This window comes from Paenibacillus sp. FSL H7-0943 (assembly GCF_037963265.1).
GTDB classification, from domain to species: domain Bacteria; phylum Bacillota; class Bacilli; order Paenibacillales; family Paenibacillaceae; genus Paenibacillus_AQ; species Paenibacillus_AQ odorifer.
This window is the reverse complement of sequence record NZ_CP150148.1, coordinates 3,480,685-3,499,543: the sequence shown is the minus strand read 5'-3', so window position 1 is coordinate 3,499,543 and position 18,859 is coordinate 3,480,685. Positions and strand designations below refer to the sequence as shown.

14 protein-coding genes are annotated in these 18,859 nt (G+C 40.5%); 3 read left to right on the top strand and 11 right to left on the bottom strand.

Going from position 1 to position 18,859, the window contains the following annotated elements:
- Positions 1-4: 4 nt before the first annotated feature.
- From NSQ55_RS15265 to NSQ55_RS15215, 11 genes are all read right to left on the bottom strand, one after another.
- Positions 5-910 carry an ABC transporter permease subunit gene (locus NSQ55_RS15265; RefSeq protein ID WP_305953568.1) on the bottom strand — a complete coding sequence of 302 codons (906 nt, stop codon included), beginning with the start codon at positions 908-910 and terminating at the stop codon, positions 5-7.
- Between the two features lie 175 nt (positions 911-1,085).
- Positions 1,086-4,436, bottom strand: a complete 3,351-nt coding sequence (locus NSQ55_RS15260) for a glycoside hydrolase family 9 protein (protein WP_076184974.1) — start codon at positions 4,434-4,436, stop codon at positions 1,086-1,088.
- Positions 4,437-4,663: 227 nt separating this feature from the next.
- Positions 4,664-6,406: an extracellular solute-binding protein gene (locus tag NSQ55_RS15255; protein WP_076302101.1), complete on the bottom strand. Its 1,743-nt coding sequence runs from the start codon at positions 6,404-6,406 to the stop codon at positions 4,664-4,666.
- Entirely contained in the window at positions 6,403-7,998 is a 1,596-nt protein-coding gene (locus NSQ55_RS15250) for a response regulator (RefSeq protein ID WP_076278506.1), read from the bottom strand. Before NSQ55_RS15250 ends, NSQ55_RS15255 begins: the two co-directional genes overlap by 4 nt.
- Positions 7,995-9,737, bottom strand: a complete 1,743-nt coding sequence (locus NSQ55_RS15245) for a histidine kinase (RefSeq protein WP_076130600.1) — start codon at positions 9,735-9,737, stop codon at positions 7,995-7,997. Before NSQ55_RS15245 ends, NSQ55_RS15250 begins: the two co-directional genes overlap by 4 nt.
- 142 nt (positions 9,738-9,879) lie before the next feature.
- Entirely contained in the window at positions 9,880-11,091 is a 1,212-nt protein-coding gene (locus NSQ55_RS15240) for an FAD-dependent monooxygenase (RefSeq protein WP_339167816.1), read from the bottom strand.
- Positions 11,092-11,096: 5 nt separating this feature from the next.
- Positions 11,097-12,284: an MFS transporter gene (locus NSQ55_RS15235; RefSeq protein ID WP_254848961.1), complete on the bottom strand. Its 1,188-nt coding sequence runs from the start codon at positions 12,282-12,284 to the stop codon at positions 11,097-11,099.
- 73 nt (positions 12,285-12,357) lie between these two features.
- On the bottom strand, positions 12,358-12,921 hold the full coding sequence (locus NSQ55_RS15230) for a TetR/AcrR family transcriptional regulator (protein WP_339167814.1): 564 nt from the start codon (positions 12,919-12,921) through the stop codon (positions 12,358-12,360).
- Positions 12,922-13,243: 322 nt separating this feature from the next.
- Positions 13,244-13,585: a helix-turn-helix domain-containing protein gene (locus NSQ55_RS15225; RefSeq protein ID WP_036677218.1), complete on the bottom strand. Its 342-nt coding sequence runs from the start codon at positions 13,583-13,585 to the stop codon at positions 13,244-13,246.
- A gap of 515 nt (positions 13,586-14,100) precedes the next feature.
- Positions 14,101-14,958 carry a hypothetical protein gene (locus NSQ55_RS15220; RefSeq protein WP_339167805.1) on the bottom strand — a complete coding sequence of 286 codons (858 nt, stop codon included), beginning with the start codon at positions 14,956-14,958 and terminating at the stop codon, positions 14,101-14,103.
- A gap of 136 nt (positions 14,959-15,094) precedes the next feature.
- On the bottom strand, positions 15,095-15,850 hold the full coding sequence (locus NSQ55_RS15215; RefSeq protein ID WP_076130950.1) for a hypothetical protein: 756 nt from the start codon (positions 15,848-15,850) through the stop codon (positions 15,095-15,097).
- Positions 15,851-16,223: 373 nt separating this feature from the next.
- Between NSQ55_RS15215 and NSQ55_RS15210 the strand changes: the two genes are divergently transcribed.
- The 3 genes from NSQ55_RS15210 to NSQ55_RS15200 are packed head-to-tail and all read left to right on the top strand — an operon-like array spanning position 16,224 to position 18,051.
- On the top strand, positions 16,224-16,664 hold the full coding sequence (locus NSQ55_RS15210) for a BlaI/MecI/CopY family transcriptional regulator (protein ID WP_036677226.1): 441 nt from the start codon (positions 16,224-16,226) through the stop codon (positions 16,662-16,664).
- Positions 16,661-17,809, top strand: coding sequence for a M56 family metallopeptidase (locus tag NSQ55_RS15205; RefSeq protein ID WP_036677228.1), 1,149 nt, complete (start codon positions 16,661-16,663; stop codon positions 17,807-17,809). The genes NSQ55_RS15210 and NSQ55_RS15205 overlap by 4 nt, the downstream gene beginning before the upstream one ends.
- Positions 17,806-18,051 (top strand): hypothetical protein, encoded by a 246-nt coding sequence (locus NSQ55_RS15200; RefSeq protein ID WP_036677231.1) that lies wholly within the window; start codon positions 17,806-17,808, stop codon positions 18,049-18,051. The genes NSQ55_RS15205 and NSQ55_RS15200 overlap by 4 nt, the downstream gene beginning before the upstream one ends.
- The last annotated feature ends 808 nt before the right edge of the window (positions 18,052-18,859 follow it).

Genomic DNA, 18,859 nt, shown 5'->3' with positions numbered 1-18,859 from the left:
TCTCTTAGAACAGCGCGTTCTCGCGGTTAAAGCGGCGAACGACCCAATTAGATACAAAAACCAAGATGAAACCAACGACTGATTGGAACAGGCCTGCTGCTGAGGAAAGTCCGATATCCCCAACGGTCAGGAAGGTGCGGTAGACATAGGTATCGATAACGTTTGTCACAGGGAACAATGCCCCCGATTCACGTGGCACTTGGAAGAATAGGCCAAAGTCGGCATTGAAGATCCGGCCAACCTGCAGCAAAGTCATAATCGTGAGGACAGGCATGATCAAGGGAATCGTGATTTTCTTGATCTGTTGCCACTTGTTTGCCCCATCAATTGTCGCGGCTTCGTAGTACTCCTCGTCGATACCAATGATTGCTGCCATATACACAACCGTGTAGTACCCCATGTTCTTCCACGTGTTAATGATCGGCAAAACGATCGGCCACACTTCTTTCGTGAAGTACCAGCGTACGGAATCAAGACCAAGCGCCGGCAGCAACGTGCCGTTGAAGTATCCTCGCTCGTCGCTCATGAACCCATATACTAAGTACGAGATGACGATCATCGACAGGAAGTATGGCAGGAACATGATCGTTTGGTGTAGCTTCGAGAGGAAGCGGTTTTTCATCTCGTTAAGCATCAAGGCGAACCCTAGAGGAAGCGCCATGTTCAATACAATAAACAGCGAATTATAAAGCAATGTGTTGCGAATGATGATGTACGAATCCTTCGAGGCAAACAGATATTCGAAATTCTTCATCCCTGTCCATGGGCTTCCCAGGATTCCGTCCTGGTAATTGATTGTTTTAAAGGCAATAACGATCCCGAACAAAGGGATGTAGTTATTTATTACAAGCAGAACGATTCCCGGCAGCATCATTGCGTAGAACATCCAGTAAGTACGAAGATTCTTCACGATGGAAAAATTACGTACAGTACGTATTGGTTTCCTATTTGTAGGAAGCGGCATAGCTTTCAATAGAGTTGTTGCACTCCTTTCACTGTCTTACACACTCCCCACACCGTTGTTTAGGCGGTAATGGGGAGTTCAGGTTTTCACTATTGAGCCGTAACGTCAATTGTGACGTTACTTATTGAGGTTCTGTTCCCCACTGAAGAGCGCCTGCGATATAGCCAGTTGTATGGCTCCAATCGGTGTAAGTCGAATCGGTCGGATCGAAGGAGTAATCTCCCGTCTGCGTGTAGTTCGTCCAATCGGTCTTGTTCACGCGGATCTGAAGCTCAATGCTGGCTCCAGCTGCCAAACTTCCGGCTCCGCTCGTAAAGCCGATTTCCAGATAATGATCAGCTCCTGTCAAAGGAGCCGGCAACTTGACGAAGTCGCCAGTTACGTTGCTACTGCCGACAGTGGACCAATCGCACCAGAAATTCTGGTCCTTCTCCCCATCGATCGTGTAATAATAATGAAGCTTCACGTCGGACAGATTGATGGCAGTGGTACCGGTGTTCTTCAGCTTTATCCGTGGGCTCAACGAATTGCTCGTTGCCGTAACAGGAGAATTGTACTGCTGCACTTTGATAGATCCACTTTCGGCAGTGGGGGTATCGACCACGGAGACCTCAAGATTCGCACTTGCTCCTGCGCTAAAGTTGAACGTCAGCGTCGTTGTTCCCACCGGTTGGGCAGCCAGATATGCCTTCTGAATCGTCACTGTCGTGCCTGATACGGTGTAGTCCGTACCAGCAACTAGGGCAGTCGTGCCATTATTAATGCCGATGAGTGTGTTATCGTTCAGCGTCAAGGTCACCGGAATGTCGGTCTGATTCGCGATTTGCTTGTCAAAGGCAGCGGTCGTCGGACTGATCGTCGAGTTAATAACCGACGAATCGTTCACAGCAACGGATAGCGTAGCAGATGAACCGGCGTTAAACAGGAAAGTGAGGTTCGCCTTGCCGATTGGCTGCTGCGCGAGATAGCTCTTGTGTAGAGTGACCGTGTTGCCCGAAACGGTATAGTCCGTGTCCACAACGAGAGATGTCGTACCGTTCTTAATGTCGGTGAGCGTGTTGCCGTTCAACGTTAGAGTCACCGGAATATCAGCTTGATTTGCTGTTTTCTTATCAAAGGCAGCAGTCGTTGGACTAATGGTCGAGTTGCTGCTATTTCCGGTTGCGAATGCGGCAATGAATACCAACCCTGAATTCCAATAAACGGTATGTTCATTTGTAGTCCATTCTTGGAAGTTATCGGTATAGTTTTTGGCTGCAAATCTTGATATCTGGTTTCCTACGGTTATGTCGTTGGAGTATTTATTCGGTCCTCCGACAAGATATCCCTTAGGTACACCAGGTAATCCATCTGTTCTATACATGATGCTGAACGGATATTTCACGCTGTTATCACCGTAACCTGATACAAAAGATACGCCTACCGGGTTCTGGCCAAGAATCCAGTCTAACTGACTATTGTTAATCTCATTAATGATAGCGCGGTTGCTCTCAAAAGTTCCCAGTAACTTCGTACCGATGATCATTTCCATCGGTGTGTCCGCAACCTGCATGGTGATTCCCCAATAGTAGTTACCATCTTTTATGATGCTTTTCCAAGGGCTATCGTTATATCTGCTCACTTTGTCATTGAACCATTGCTGGAATTTATCCGAATACCAGCTTAAGACTCCGGAGTCCGGATTAGCGGCTTTCAGATAACTGAAGAAGCCTGTATTCCAGGTGTTTGCCCAACCACTGGCGAAATCAAGGGTATCCTCAAAAAATATTCCCATATCGGTGTAATTCGCCAGGAAATAATCATTGTATTCGGCATCGCCGGTCGATCGGTACAGGGAGCCTGCAGCCCACAGACGATTCGAAGCGTCATCCGTCACATCGTAAGGCCATCTGCCCGTGTTAGGCGTCCGAATATTTTCCGGATGTGCTTCCAGGTACCCCCATGCGTCTATTGCCGCATCCAAGCAACTTTGGGCAAAAGCCGGATCAATATTCTGATAAATTAAGTAGGCATGTGCCAATACACCGGCTGCGGTAGCTGTATCGGCGGTCGTTTTGATATCAGTCCGCGAGCTTACCGTATCCTTATCGATAATTTCTCTGTCTACCATATTGTCGTCATCCTGAAAGGTCACTCGCGCATAGAAACCGCCAGTTGCAGCATCCTGCATTTTGAGCATCCATTCCAGTTCCCACCTTGCCTCATCCAGGATGTCGGGAATGCCGTTTCCGCTCTCAGGAATATTAAATTGATTGTCTGTAAATTTCTCCGGCATCATTTCATAGGCCCAGAAGAGATCCGACAAGGCTTTGGCTCCTGCGTTAACGTACTTGCCTTTATCGCCCGCATCGTACCATCCCTTGGAAACATCTTTTTTGATGGAAGGGTTGGACATTAAAGGTACTGCGGTGTCAGGAGTAAAATCTGTTCTTTGATAATTTTGAGTGTATGGGCTGGTAATATTAATCCCGGTTCTCTGGTAATAGAAGTATCTCGTTACGTCATTTAAAAAGGGTTCATAGATTTCGTTAGCTTCGCCGATAGTGAACTTGGGCGAATTCTGAAGACCCTGCACTGAAACATAATATTTTCCCGGAATCGTTAAATTTGTGAAATCGGCGGTAAAAATACGCTCCCCGCTATCGATAGCATCATAATTTTTGGTGAGTACAAGCGTTCCGGAGTAAGCTGTCGAATTATTTGTGGCGTTAATAATGTTAAACGTAGTACCTGCATCGACCGTGAGCACATCCTCAAAACCGGTTACAAGCGCTTGCTTTACTCCATCTACGGGATACCCTAATTGATTGACCTTGATGGGGGCGTACTCTTTCTCCTTATCGGGAGACGTAACCCTAATGTCATTAAGCCACACTTTTAAAGGTTGAAAACCATTATTCTTGATGGATAATGCATCTATGGAAGATACATCAATTCCTTGGGAGACCTGAATTAGATCCTTTAACGGGATCTTCACATGGGTCCAACTTGTAGTAATGTTGACGTAGTTGTTAATGTTTACTGTAGTGGTAATTTCATTGCCGGCAGCTCTTTCGAATACCCGGTCTTTGAAGCCCAGTAAAAAGGACTCTCCGCCCGCATTTCCTTTGATATTAAACTCAAGGAATCCATTTGGATGATAAGAGGTAAAGTCATATGCTTTCCAGCCGGCAACCGTAATTAAAGCGTTGTACCAGGAAGGACTGGTAGGCGTCTTCGCATTCAACAATAATGAAGGCAATCCATTGTACATTGCTGTAGAATCAATGGGAAGCTTGCTGTTCTCCGTCTCCAATCCAAACCCGCTATCTCCTGCCCAGCCGTCGGATATATTACTGAATATTTGGTAATCTAGTAAGTCTCTCCACCCTGCAGGCGCTTCTGGGGTTGCCGCATTAGTCTTGATCGGATTTGAAAAAAAGATAGTCACAAACATAGTTAATGCCAGAAACACGCTTACTTTTTTCCTCATTACCTCTCCTCCTAAAAAGTTTTGTGAGCATAAACTGCTTCGCTCCGCTTCATACAAAAATCAGTTCGAAAGTTTACACTTAGTTAGTGAGAGTTACTCTATGATTAACTTCGTATACCATCACCTCTTTTTTTGAAAACGCTTTCTAATAAAATCATTTTAATTCACGAAGTTAATCCTGTTATATAGAAGAAATAAAGGAACATAGAAGAAAACAAGCCACAATATTATGGCTTGTTTTCCATGTACCAATTATTTACTTCTCTCGTGATTACGTCGCCGCCATTCTTGTAAAATTGGGCTACGAACTCATCAAAGTAGGAGATCGGCTTCTCGCCATAAATGATGCTCAGATAACTCTCCGTTGCGAGTTTCTGCAGGAACACTCCGTGTTTCTCCATCCCGTCCGTTAAAGGTCCGTGGTATCGGTTTGGGATTTCGAGTCCCTGCTCGGCAATCGCCACCCCAGCCGCCGTAAGTTGAGCCGAATTTAAACCTTTAATGGCTTGTTCGATCGGCGTCGTCACTATGGCTTCCGAATTTTCAGATAATTTTCTGATTGCATCCGCATTCATATAAGGCAAGGCTGGAGCGCCACCTGTCAGCGGATAGAGCATCCAGCGCATATCCATTGAAGACCCGTCCGCAAGCGGCCACTTATCATTTGGCACGCCTTCAGTCGCGAAATTGACAGTAATGACCTTGTCGTTCATGATCACATAATCGTAACCTTCGTGAAACCCTTTTGCGAATCGGGGATCGAAGTACGGGTCATCCGGGCCGAAATTTTTGGCAAGCAATTTGTTATAATAAGCGAACCAGGCTTCCATATTCGTGAAATCCTTGCTGAACACCGTGTAGATACCGTACAACGGCTTTTGTGCCTTGCCCTTTAACCCATCTGGTCCGGCAGGAAGGGGGTAAGCCTGCCAAGCCGCTTCGGGATCGACCTTCACTGTATCGCCGAGCGGCCAGGCTCCCATCCAAAACGGGCCGAACATGACACCGGCCATTCCGTTAACCGCCAGTTCGGACGCTTGGCTCGGGTCCTGCATGCCTGCATCCCTGTCCATATAGCCCTTCGCCATCCAGGATGCCATCGTTTCCAGGTATTTCTTAGCATCCGGGTGTACGGCGCCAAAGATCAAGCTGCCCTTCTCGTCTTCATTCCAGAACAGTTTGATGTCAGACGTGCTAATCATCTGCCTTGAAAAAGCTCCGGCAATCGCATCTGTCTGCCCCATCCAGCTCCAGGGACCTTCCTTCAGCGGAACCGCTAGACCAACTTCGTCATCTTCGCCATTCCCATTAGGATCTTGTTCAGAAAATGCCTTCAGCACGTTCTCCAACTCACTTATCGTCGTAGGCGGGTTCAGCGACAGTTTCTCAAGCCAATCCTTACGGATCCACATGACCGTTCCCTCATCTCCTGCACTAAAACGGGGAAGTCCATATATCTTGCCGTCTTTGGTCACTTCTGCCATGGTATAAGCGTACTTCTCCAGCGCTTCTTTTAGCTTAGGATGAGCATACTTCTCGATGGCATCATCCAGCGGAAGCAACTTGTCGGCTTTGAGCAGATACTTCAGGATGTCTCCTTCAGCGCTAAGGGTGTCCGGCAGCTTGCCATTCACAGCCAGCGCGAGCCGAATTTTGGTATCTGCATCTTCGAACTTGCTGACAATCCAATCAAACTTCGTGACGATTCCCAGATTATCTTCCATCCAGCGGGTATGCACGTTGTCTGTAAGGCTTTCATCTGGCTTGAATGCGTTAGGCCGATTCTCGTCTACGATTCCTGTTGTGATCGTTATAGGCGGATCGTATTTAAAGTCCCATACCGGCTTCTTTTCCCCATTGGATGTACTGTTCTGTGCCGTTTTCCCTGTGCTACTTAAACAGCCGGAAACTAGCAGCACTCCGCTCAGAACTGCCCATAGAAAGATGGCCTTTCTTTTTTGCTTCTTCACCGGCCCAATCCCTCCATTCCCGATCGGTATCTGTCCCTGAATTCCTGCGGCGTCACCTGATAATAGTCACGGAATTTCCGAATAAACCAGTTAGTATTGGGATAGCCAATGCTTTCACCAATATGGTAGATTTTATTATTTGTATGCTTGAGCATCTCGCAGGCTTTGAGCATACGCTGCTCGTAAATATATTGGGATACGGTAGTGCCTGTACACTGCTTAAAGATTTTTGACAGATGGTTAGGATGTACGAAGACGCGTTTGGCCAGCAAAGTAAGTGACAAGTCCTTGTCCAGCTCCTTCTGGATGTAGAGTTGCGTCTTCCGGACGATCACCTGGCTGTGGTCCTCGGTCTCCTCCCCTAGCTTATCGCGAAGTGTGCGTAGTAAGTCGAGCGCCCAGCTTTCCAGCTGCGACGCGTGCAGCATTGCTTTTCCTTTTACGAAAGCCGATTGCTCAGGAGTGAGCATTTGGGCCAGCGTCCTGCCACTGCGATTCGCGATATACTGGAAGGCATTGGAGAGAAAGAAAAAGACGTCGCGCATGAGGTAAGGTGAACCTGTATGCATAAGCGGTGACACGAACGCTCGGATCTTAGCTTCCGCCGCTTCCCATTGCTCCGTTTCCAAAAGATGTGTCAGCAGAGGCGTTTCATAGAGCTTGCGCATAAGACGCGCTTCCTCTTCATTCCGCTCTGGCACCTGCCCATCCGAAAAACTGTCACTATCCAATCGTGATTTAGCTGTCATATAACTAGCTTGCAGTTCTTCCGGGAATAGACAGTCGGTTTCTCCTACAGAAATTTCACCTTTAAGCAAACGCTGTACTTCTTTCTTTAATCGCTCTATCCGCTCAAGCACCCATTCCGGTTCGGGTGGTGCTCCTGATAGGTCGTATACCAGAGCGAGCAGGTTTCCTTCATCATCCGCAGCCGACCAGCAGTCATAGCGGTCCATCAGCAATTCTTCCAGCATGTTTGTTACCGCGAACCGGATCAGTGACTGCGAATAGAGATCTTGTCCGTCGAAAGGGGAACCCAACCGGACAAGGCACATCGAGACATGACCTGGTATTGGAAGAGGGAGGTCAAACAGCTTTAACTTCTCCGCAAGCGCCTTGCCATTCAGATTTCCGCTGAGCACTTTGAGCAACAACCCTGCTTTCAGTTCTGCACTATTGTCTCGGTAGATACGGAAGCCCTGTTCGATTGATCGCTCCTGCTCAAGCTGCTTAATGATCCGGCCCATTGCCGTAAGTAGCTGCTCGTCCTTCGCGGGCTTCATCAGGTAATCGAGCGCTTGCAGCTCAATCGCTTTTCGGGCGTAATCGAAGTCCGCATAACCTGTGAGCAGCAGGCACTTCAGCCCTGGAATACGAAGCCTGGCCTGTTCGATCAGTTCCAAGCCGTTCATGCGTGGCATACGGATATCCGTCATAAGGATGTCAATGGGGAAGGAGTCTATCAGAGCAAGTGCCTCGCTCGCGCTGTAAGCCTTCCAAACGCGGGAGATACCAAGTGTCTCCCATGGAATCGTATCTGCCAGACTGTCCGCATAATGTTTCTCGTCATCAACTACAAGCAGGCTATTCAATGCTCTTCCTCCTTCGTTTCTTCTTTCATCCCCTGTCTCCAAATCAGCCTCACGTTTAGACCACCCAGTCTGGACGGGCAAAACTCAATTTGAGCGTCTGAACCGAAGTTGCCTTGCAGTCTTTGATATACGTTCCAAAGACCGCAGCCTGCATATTCGCTGGCCGGAATATGAAGCTCCATTTGCAGTTGGTCCATCCGTTCTTTATTTAATCCTTTTCCGTTATCCTCCACTTCCAAGTGCAATTGGTCTTCATTGACGTAAACTCTAATTTCAACCCGGCCTGGATATTCGACGTTCTCAAGTCCATGCACGATCGCATTCTCCACGATTGGTTGGATAAGAAGCCGGGGAATTCGCAGCTCCGCCAACTCTTCAGGCAGTTCGATGCTGTAGGACAGTGTCTCATTGCGAAGCCGTAGAATCTCGAGGTGAATGCGCACGAACGCCAGTTCTTCACCCAGGCTGACTCCTTGATTATCCATTCGCGTCGTATACCGGTAATAGTCGGCCAGATGATACGCCATGTCTATAACTGCCCGATTCTTTCCCATTTTGGTCATATTAATGATGAAACCCAAACAATTGTACAGAAAATGAGGATGGATCTGTGCTTGTAGCTGTTTTAGCGTGGCATCGCGCGCAAGGATACGCGATTGTAGGACATTCTCGATGAGATCTTGGATCTGCGTCGCCATCTCGTTAAAGTTCTGCATCAGGAACGTGAATTCATTGTTTGATTTCTTCGGTAGCCGGTACGCGTAATCGCCCTCCTTAATCCGCTGCACCGCACGCACAAGTTGGAAGATAGGTCGATGTACGTTCCAGTACAAAGCAGACGCGGCGGTAATACAGGATAGGAGCAAAATAATCGAAGAAGCTCCAAATAATAACCTCTGTTGCTTGATAGGTCCGATAATCTGGTTAAGTGGAACAGAATCGACGAGATGCCACTCAAGAATATTGGAATAATAATAGGTAATCAGATAAGGCCTGTCGTCGAAGGAATGAATTAAAAAACTTGAATCCCGGCTATTGATCCTGTCGCCTAATTCCGCGATAATTTGGTCCATCTTGGGCCCATCTGCGGATCGGCTGGCGATGATGGCATGTCCTTCTTTGTAAAAAAACGGGTTGTCAGAGTGACCAGATTTGTAGGTATCAAGCAAATTTTCAAAGCTCCACTTGTAGAGGTTAATGCGAACGGCAACATCCAGATCGTCCGGACGGGCTGGTTTGTAACCCGTAGTGACATAAGTTCGAGTAAAACCGGAGCCAATCTCCAAATCTTCGCTGTAGCTCCACCCTAGCGAAAATCGGCTATCAAACTCTTTAAGGTCATATTCATAGGAGGGGGAAGAAGAAATACTATCGTCTCGTTGCGGGAAATAGACGGTCACGTCATTGCGCCAGTTGCCCGATGCGCTGGCCAGTGACAGCTTCTCTTGGATCAGCAGCCTTGTCTTCATTAGGGAATAATCGCTCATGTTGAGGTTGTAAAGGTATTCCAGCACGTTCGTGTCAACGAGCATAGGTGCGGAGACTAAGTCGAACTTCTCAATGCTGGCATCCAGTTGTGCCACGAAAAGCTCCATCCGGTTCAGGCTGGCTTTGATAAGCTCCTCCTGTATGACGTTGATGCTCTTAGAGGTAGAATAATAGTACAGCGCCACGACCGGAGTTAGCAGAATCAGCAACAACACTAACATTTTCTGAAAAATATTAAATTTGATCCGCATGGGATTTCCATCCTTGTTTTGTAATTACACCTCAACCTGTATTTTACAATGGATAGAAAGCGTTTTCTATACAAATTCTTTGCGTTTCAGCAAATTAAAATAACCTCATTCCCAATGAACTCTACTTAGGAATGAGGCTGCGTTAAAATTTGAAGGCATTATCAACCGTTATTTTAGGACTCCCCAAAAAGAATCTCCGCATTAAATATCTTGCGATCCTGCTATTTCCCATCAGTTTCATGCAGGCTAGCGAGAATTTTTTAACCCCTTTAGGGGATTTAACGGCCATGCTGATTATCAACTGTTGAGCAAAATGCACAAAACGAATTTCCCGATTACGAATGGGCTGCAAACGATCTAAACACTTGTATTCATGATTTGGCTCTAATTTTGATGCAACAATAAGTTCAGCAGCGACCAGCGCTGTTTCAAAAGCCAAGGACAATCCGATAGCTCCGAGTGGTGAGGAACAATGTGCAGAATCACCGATTAGAATACAACCCTTATTATGCCAATTGTCCACCATGAAAGTCTCTGATTGGATAGAAACAAACGATTTGAAATCAATGATCTTTTCAATGTCTTCTTTAAGCTCGGGAAAGGCCTTTATGAATTCAAGCTTTAATGGTTCGATGCCTTTGCTTTTTATGGAATTCCATTGGTCTTTCTTCATTGTAAAACCTATCTGCACACAATCAGAGGAATAAGGAAGCCCGATGAAGTTACTAAAATCAGACAATCTGAAAAGGAGTTTTTGATTTAGCTTGAACTCATTAGTCGATATTTTGCACCAGATTAAATCAAAATCTTCTTTTTTATACTTAAAAGAAAAATCGCTTGTCTTCCTAACCGTGGACATCCGTCCATCCGCTCCGACTACTAAAGAAGCATGGATCGCAGTCATTTGTCCATCTACTAAGGCGTTTACTCCGACTGTTCGATTTGCACTTTTAATAGTTGAAGTGACCTTTGCGTTAAAAATGAGCTCAAAATTACTATAATCCTTTGCCAGATCATAAAGAAAAGTTAACAGGACGGATTGTTTTATTTTAATTGCGTAAGGTCCCTCCGGCATTTCTTTTTCATAATCAATTTGAGTGATATATTTCTTATTATTCCATATTTCAGCATTAAATAATTTTATATGCTCATACTTTTCAAGACGCTGTTCCAGATTCAACTCTTTCATGAGCCTTACAAATCGAGGCTGAAGAACTTCTCCTCTGAACTTGCGATTAAAGCTTGTTTGACTTTCCAGTACGGTAACTCTAATTCCGTTTTTGGCTAACAGCAGCCCTAGAAAGAGACCAGAAGGTCCACCACCAACAATGCAAATCTCCGTTTCTTTATTCATTCCTATCACTCTGTGGGTAAAGTAGCAGCCCGTTCATTTTTCACTACTGGAACCCTAGCCGATAATCTAAGAAAAAGAGAGATTAAAAAACCTAATAAAAGAATAGAACCTAATATAGTAAAGGATAACGAATAATTTTCTGTTTTTAGTAATTTCAAAGCTAATATCGGGCCTGTGCTAGCGCCTAGGAATAGAATAAATGCATTGAATGAAATCGCAGACCCTCTTGCATTTCCCCCTAATTGACTGACGATTGAGATGATAACGGGAGTTACCAGCGCGATACCAGCCACAAATACAACGCTCATTAGGACAAGAAGTGGCAGGTTCGTACTAAAACCTAGAGCAAGCAACCCAATTGCAGCTAAAGCTAAGCCTCCCCTTAGAACAGCGGCCATTCCAAGTTTTTGAGCAATTCTTCCGGAAAAGGGTGATAAAAGCATCCCCGCGATTCCAAATGCACGAATATAAAGGATATCCTGTGAGGAAAGACCAAACTTAGCTGAGCTTAAATAACTTCCCAAAACGGTGTACATGCCAACTAAAGTTAATAGAAGCATAAAGGTTATCGCAAAAGCCAAAAGCAATTGTGATTGTTTTAGCAGAATTGTCATTTGTTTAAACTTCCGCAGAACATTTTCTTTCGGTCTTAGCATTTCATCTTTAGGAAGGAACCTCATTACTATCACTGAAGTAATACCATACACAATCCCCAAAATAAAGAAAATAGCACGCCAGCCAAGAGCTTCGTTAACAATCCCACTAAAAACCTGACCTACTATACCTGCCATTAACAGTCCTGAGCTTATAAATCCAACGGCTGTTAGTCTTTTATGAGGCGGGAACATCTCCCCTGCATACACTAGCGCAATAGGTGCAAAAGCAGCAGCCACTAGGCCTTGCACTCCTCTGAGCATAATAAGCCCGTAAAAACTATCCACAAATCCTAATGCAAGCGTAACTACGGTTAACCCAATAATGCTGGCTACTAAAAATACTTTACGTCCATATCTGTCTGAAAAAGGTCCATACAAAAGACAGCCCAGAGCATAACAAAGAGAAAATGAACTCCCAATCCAAGCCGCCTCACTCGAGCTAATCTGAAAGGCATGTGAAAATACTTCGGATAATGGAATTGTAATATACATGCTAGTTAAAATAACTAAACCACACCAAAATAAAATAATCGTCATTAATGAATAGTTCTTATTGTAATTCTGAACGTCTATCGTCTGATTCATAAAGTAAATATCCCCCGGTTTACTATTAATTTGCAACAGTGATGCCTTCCAAGACATGGATCAACAAATCGTTTATGTAATCCGCATCCGGAATTTGTTTATAGATGAGAATTTGAAAGTATATGGGACCATAAAGCAGATCTAAAGTTATATCAAGGTTGATTGCTGGTTTCAATTCTCCCTTATCTATGGCTACTTGGAGTAATTGTTTGGCTTCATTTCTTTTTGTCATTAAAAACAATACGTAAAAATCTTTCGCGATTTCTTCGCTCTCTGTAACTATAGTTAAAGTGGATTTCCCGATTTTGCTATTGAGGATACGAGCTAAAGCTTCAAGCTGTTGTTTGAAGTTATCCTGAATGGATTTATTACTATCAAATTCAAACTCTGATTCTACGGTCATTAGAAAAGCGTCCAGTACAAGACGTGCTTTGTTTTCCCACCATCTATAGATGGTTGTTTTGCCTACTCCAGCTTGTGCTGCAATCGCCTCAATCGTTAAAGATGAATAACTGTTGGATTCTAACATTTCAAGAGTTGCAGTAAGAATCTCTTTTTTACTTCGAGGTTCTTTGTTTTTCACGTTCATATTCATTTCACCTCCTAGATGTTATTTAAGCATTAAAAGGATGTAATTATAGAACGATACGTATCGTTTCATTTGTTACACTATCTTATATCATTTTCATAAAATTTAAAATAGTTAATTTGAAAATTATTATTTTCTGGATTTAGGCATGCGTTAGATGACGAAACATAACTTGCGCATACAAAAATTAACGCTTCGGAATGGTCCGAAGCGTTAGTTTTCGTGGATATTTGCAATTAAGGATTCGATGACTAGTCCAGATACATCATTCCACTGATGATGGCTAAAACTTGAGCTACATCTGTTATCGGTGCAATATCCTTTAAAATTCTTTCCTTTGTTGGATAGATTCTTTTATCCAATCATTTAAAACGGATGTACTAACAAAAATTTCATCTCCGATTTTAATAATGGGAAACAACACACCGGTATATGCACCTTGTGTTTTCAACATTGTTTCTTCTGTAGTAATAATCTTGCGCACTTGAGATTCAGTGATGTTTAAATATTTAGCAGTTTCTTTAAGTGTCATTAATGGTTTATTTGAATATTCATTGTTAATTGTTGGACTTATAGATGACTGACTGCCTTTGATGATAAAACAACCAGTAATGATTGCAATTCCTAAAATTATTGAACTAATAACGTTACTAAGATTTTTCATAGATATTCCCCCGCTTATTTAGTTCTTGTAATTTTTGCAGCTAATAAACTTCTTAATTTTATTTAGTTTGCTACCTTTAATAGAAACTTGTTCGTTTTTTCAATAAAGCACCATTTCTAATTCTTATTGTAATACATCAGAAAAAGATGAGTGTTGTACTTAGTTACATATTACTCCTCAATTTTATTCGACACACCACATATTTTCAGCTGCTCTCATTTTAAAGTGAAATAACTAAAACGTTCAGCAAATCATTAGACCCATGAAGATTGTGATAAAAGACAAGCAAAGGGAACGCGATCGTTACAAAGTTGCATCTGGAGAGAAGTGCCGCTTATCATACTTCCATCGTAAAACACTCTGGATTAAACGAAAAATGTGCATATTACTATTCATTGTTTCTTTTCTTATAGATTCTATATTAGCATTTAATACTTTTAGTATAAGCAACTATTACAAGTCATCTTCATGAAATAATTACTTATCTCCTATTTTTATATTAATAATATATTTTTCTAAAAATTAAAAAAACTTATTGGTGTAAATGGTGCTAAACTTTGTTCTTTATTATTATAAAGAAGTTTTATTTCTGGTTGAAAAACTATATTCTCCTTTTTCTTAATAATATAATTACATTTAATTTCATAAACTTTCAGTTCTTTTAAAATTTTTTTATCAACTTTATTTCTGAATTCTTCCTTAATTTCTTCCTCTGCATATATATCTGGATTAACTTCTACAGTAACAATTTCAATAAAACTCTTTACTTCTTTCGGATAAATTAATTCTGCTTTTATATCACTAGTAATAATATGATTTGAATCTAATATCTTATACGAGTATGAATACTCTTTATTTAGTGCTGTTACATTTTTAGGGGATATCGGAGATTCCATTACGGAAATTCCATTTTCCTCACCAGAATAAAATTGTAAATATACTGGACTAATATTTTTTTTAAAGGTTTTACTTCTTAGTTTTATTTTGATTTTATCAAAACCCAATTTTTCTAAACCTAATATCCTATCAGAATTTAACCTTATAGAAAATCCTTCTACTAAAAAATTCTGGTCAGTCAATTCCCATTCTATATCGTCTGGGCTAAATTCAATTTCATCCTTTTTTTCATTGGATAAAGTTATTGTTATATCCGATTTATTTAATTTTTCAAAAGTATCTTTTTTTAAATTTGATGTTGATCCAAATAACAGCAATGACGAACCATTATTTTCTGAATGTTTTATATTGATCGTATATATCCCAACTGCTTGGTTGAATTCTAGCTTATTTAGTATATTACTAATGCTATTAGATTCACACCCAAATACTATTAATAGAAGAGCTACTTCAATCAAAAACATTATTTTTTTCAAATAGTGTCAATTCCCTTCCAGTTATACAGATATAAAAAAGGAGTGAATAGTATGTATCCACTCCTTTTTTACATTAACTAAACTCTTAAACTCTCAAACCTATTTCTGCTGTTATAACTCATCTTTAATATCAAATCTATAGAGCAACCTGCTGTAATGCGTAATATTGGTCATGTGCTTCAGTAAAAGCGCTGCCTGCATATTTAACACCTAACTTAGTAACATCATAAGTATACTGTTCTTGGTAATATCTTAAAATAATCCTACCTTTGTATCCTTTAGTAGTTGGGTACGAAATAGTCTGTGTCGTTGTGAATGCAGCACTTGAACCGATCGTTCCTGAAATATTGGTTTTTAAAAACGCTACGTCCACTCCACCACCACCCGTAACTGAAGCAGTGACAGTTGTGGTTACTCCTTTCGAAACTGAAACAGTACCAGGATAAGCAACGTAATCTGAGACTGGCTTAAATAAATTATAACTTATAGGCTTACTTACATTAGAAAGTGTGTATGTCGCTCTTGCCAAATAATTTGTTGCATCGGGTTCATTCGGCGTAATTGTTTCCAGTTCTGGTGTAAAGCTGCGCTTGGTTGAATAGTCACCGATATATGTTTCAATTGCACCTGGTTCATTTACAGTAATTGTATCCTGTTCGGATTTAAAGATACTCTCGGATGCATAGTCACCGATATAAGTTTCAGTTGCGCCGGCTTCATTTACAGTAATTGTATCCTGATATTCTGATGCTGCAAAAGCGGTTGTGCTTAGACCAAAACAAAAAAAGCATGCAAGCAGCATTGTAAAAACTTTTCTAGTTTTTTGTGTTCTTACAGCTCCACCCCTTTTTTTTAAACCACCTATCTTAGTACAGTTTTTTTCATATCGCATCAAAGTCACCCTTTCGAATTTATGGAATTTTTCGTTAAAATGTGTTATCCAAATAATAGTTATTTACATCATCAACAATTTAGTTTCAAAAAATATCACAAGAAAAAAGTAACAACAATTGTACTTATTAATAAATCAATATGACCACCCACCTTCATATGAATAAAATAAAGACATGTATATACTTTTAACATTAACGCTTAACATTTAATGTGTATGGATAAATTACCATTTAAATCATTATTTTGTCAACAATAATTTAATAGATACCATTATTCTCTTAATTATTAATATAAAGTAAAAATCAACGGTTGATATAACGTGAAAATCGATCTATAATTTTAAGATACTATATTATACTGGGGGAACCTTTATGTCCTATACAAAATTGACTAATCGGGAATTAGAAATCATGCATATTTTATGGAAGGAACCCCACCCTCTTACCGCGACAAATATTTTTGAGAAAATCGAGGAGAAATTTAGTATATACAGCATACAAAACGCCTTACAATCGTTACTTACTAAAAATGCAATTGAAGTTGCAGCTTATACAAAGGTTTTTAAAACAACTGCAAGAAAGTACAGACCTATTATCACTACAAATGATTATGCAGTTATGCAATTTGCTCAATATTACTCAACGGATGATGCTCAAACTGGTATTACAGAATTAATCTCAACATTATTTAAGTTCGAGGATGAAAATATTGATATACACACGATTGATAGATTAGAAAAGTTAATAAAAGCGAAAAAAACAGAGCTTGAACAAACGAAACTGACGCAAAAAAATGGGGAGGTCGATAGATGATAACCATTTGGAGTATACAAACTACTCTATTAGTAAGTAGTTTGTTTATTTGCTTATATTGCCTTATAACTAAAAAATCATCTACTATTAGTAAAGTTGGTGTTCCGGTTTTATCCCTATTGCTGTTACTTATTACAATCAGATTACTTGTTCCAATAGAAATACCTTTTGCTCATACTATCGAATTACCAAAATTCCTACCCATAATAAATGATTTTTTTAATTTTTCTATTTATTCATTCAGCGATCAAATAAAGATTAACTTATATCTTTTTTTGGGTGTTATTTGGTTATCGGGAACACTCATAAGTATTAGTCGGATTTTTCAAAGATACTCTAATTTGTGTAAATTAATAATGACGTGTTCTATCAAGAAAAATATAAACTCTGAACTTTTAAGTGTCCTCCAGAAGGAAATTAAAATACCTAAAAATTTAAAGTTAATTGAAACCTCATTGACTTCAGTTCCCATGATGTATGGTTTTTTTAGACCCACAATTGTTTTTCCAGTACATAATTTTACTGATCAAGAGGAATATTTTATTATTCGGCATGAATTGCATCACTATTTTAATAAAGATAATTGGATTAAAACTATCATTGAACTGTTATGTGCTTTTTATTGGTGGAATCCTTTTGTATATCAATTGCGTAACCAAGTGGATAGAATTTTGGAAATAAAAAATGATCTTACCATAACAAAAAATTGGGAGGAATATAAACGGCTTAATTACCTCGAATTTCTTGTGAATACCTATAAAAACTCTATAAAATCTAAATATATGCCCTTTACTATGGACCTTATTGATAAAAACAGATCTACTTTCATGAACCGCTTTGAGCTACTGTTATCAAACAATAAACCTAAAGAATCATGGTTAAGGTTTTCAACCACGAGTATATTAGCCTTATCATGCTTTGTGTCTACATTATTTTTTGTTGTACAACCACGATATTCTTTTCCAGATAATTACGCTAGCACAGCTATTGATATAACGCCTGATACAGCTTACATAATAAAAAACAAGGATGGTACTTTTGATATTTATCTCAATAAATTAGGTTATTTCACTACCATACAAGAGATTAATCCGTTTTACGATAAGTTACCTATCATAAAAATGAAAGAGGACGATATTAAATGAAGAACCAGAAGATTTTCAAGAGGATCATTGGAAGTATTATAATCATTGCTTTTTTTAGTAATTTTTTGAGTGTACATATAGAAGCTAGTTCATATACAACACCACTCGAACAAAGTGACTTTAAAATATTTGCAGACGTACTGGAAAATAAGATAGTACTTATTGACGGTAAATGGTATGAAATCGTATTTAATAGAACTACGGGGAAGATCATTAGTAAAAAAGAAATTAAGCGGAATTAGATTATCTGCACGAATATAATTTTCTGAAAAATGATAAATGAGCTAAAAAAACCTTAAGATGCACGAGCTACCAAAGTCAAAAATTAAAGCGAGACCGTACTTCAATATAGAGAGTACAGTCTCGCTTTTTCAATATAAATTAAGATCATGGATAAACAATACCTAGCAATTTCACAGAAAAGTGTGGCTACACTAGCTGCGCGGCTCGGGTAATTTATCCACTAGAATTGTAAGGTCAACAACATCGGATAGTTCAGTTAGCGAGCTACAATTCCCTTCAGAATAATTACCTTTGAAGGGAATTTTGTAATAGATACGCTTTAATACCATTCACAGACGAAAAACGAAAATGGTTTTATTCTGTGTTTTACCACTAATCATTAATTATATTATAGTGTCTCAGTTCACAATCTTCCATTTATTACCAGAGTATATTTTTGCTCCGTTGTATAGGAGTCACATTCATCATTAGTGATATTCGCTTCGAAGAAGTTATCGTACTCTATGACTGTAGCATCCAAGTAAGAAGTAACCTCAGCATCACAATAAATTCACTAGTAACACTGCCTCCATCCAAAGACTCGACCAAAGGGCTGGTTCGTCCAACCCAACGATCCTTAATAACAGAAATAAGTGGCTGAATAGCGTCCTGTGATTAGTGTGATAAATGCTATTCTTCCATGTTTACCACTCCTTACTTCAAAAGATATTTATTAATAATTGTAGCTGTTAATGGATACATGTGAAAGGAAACAACATTTTTAATTATTAGATCTTTCGCCACCTATTAATAAACACTTTGTAAGCA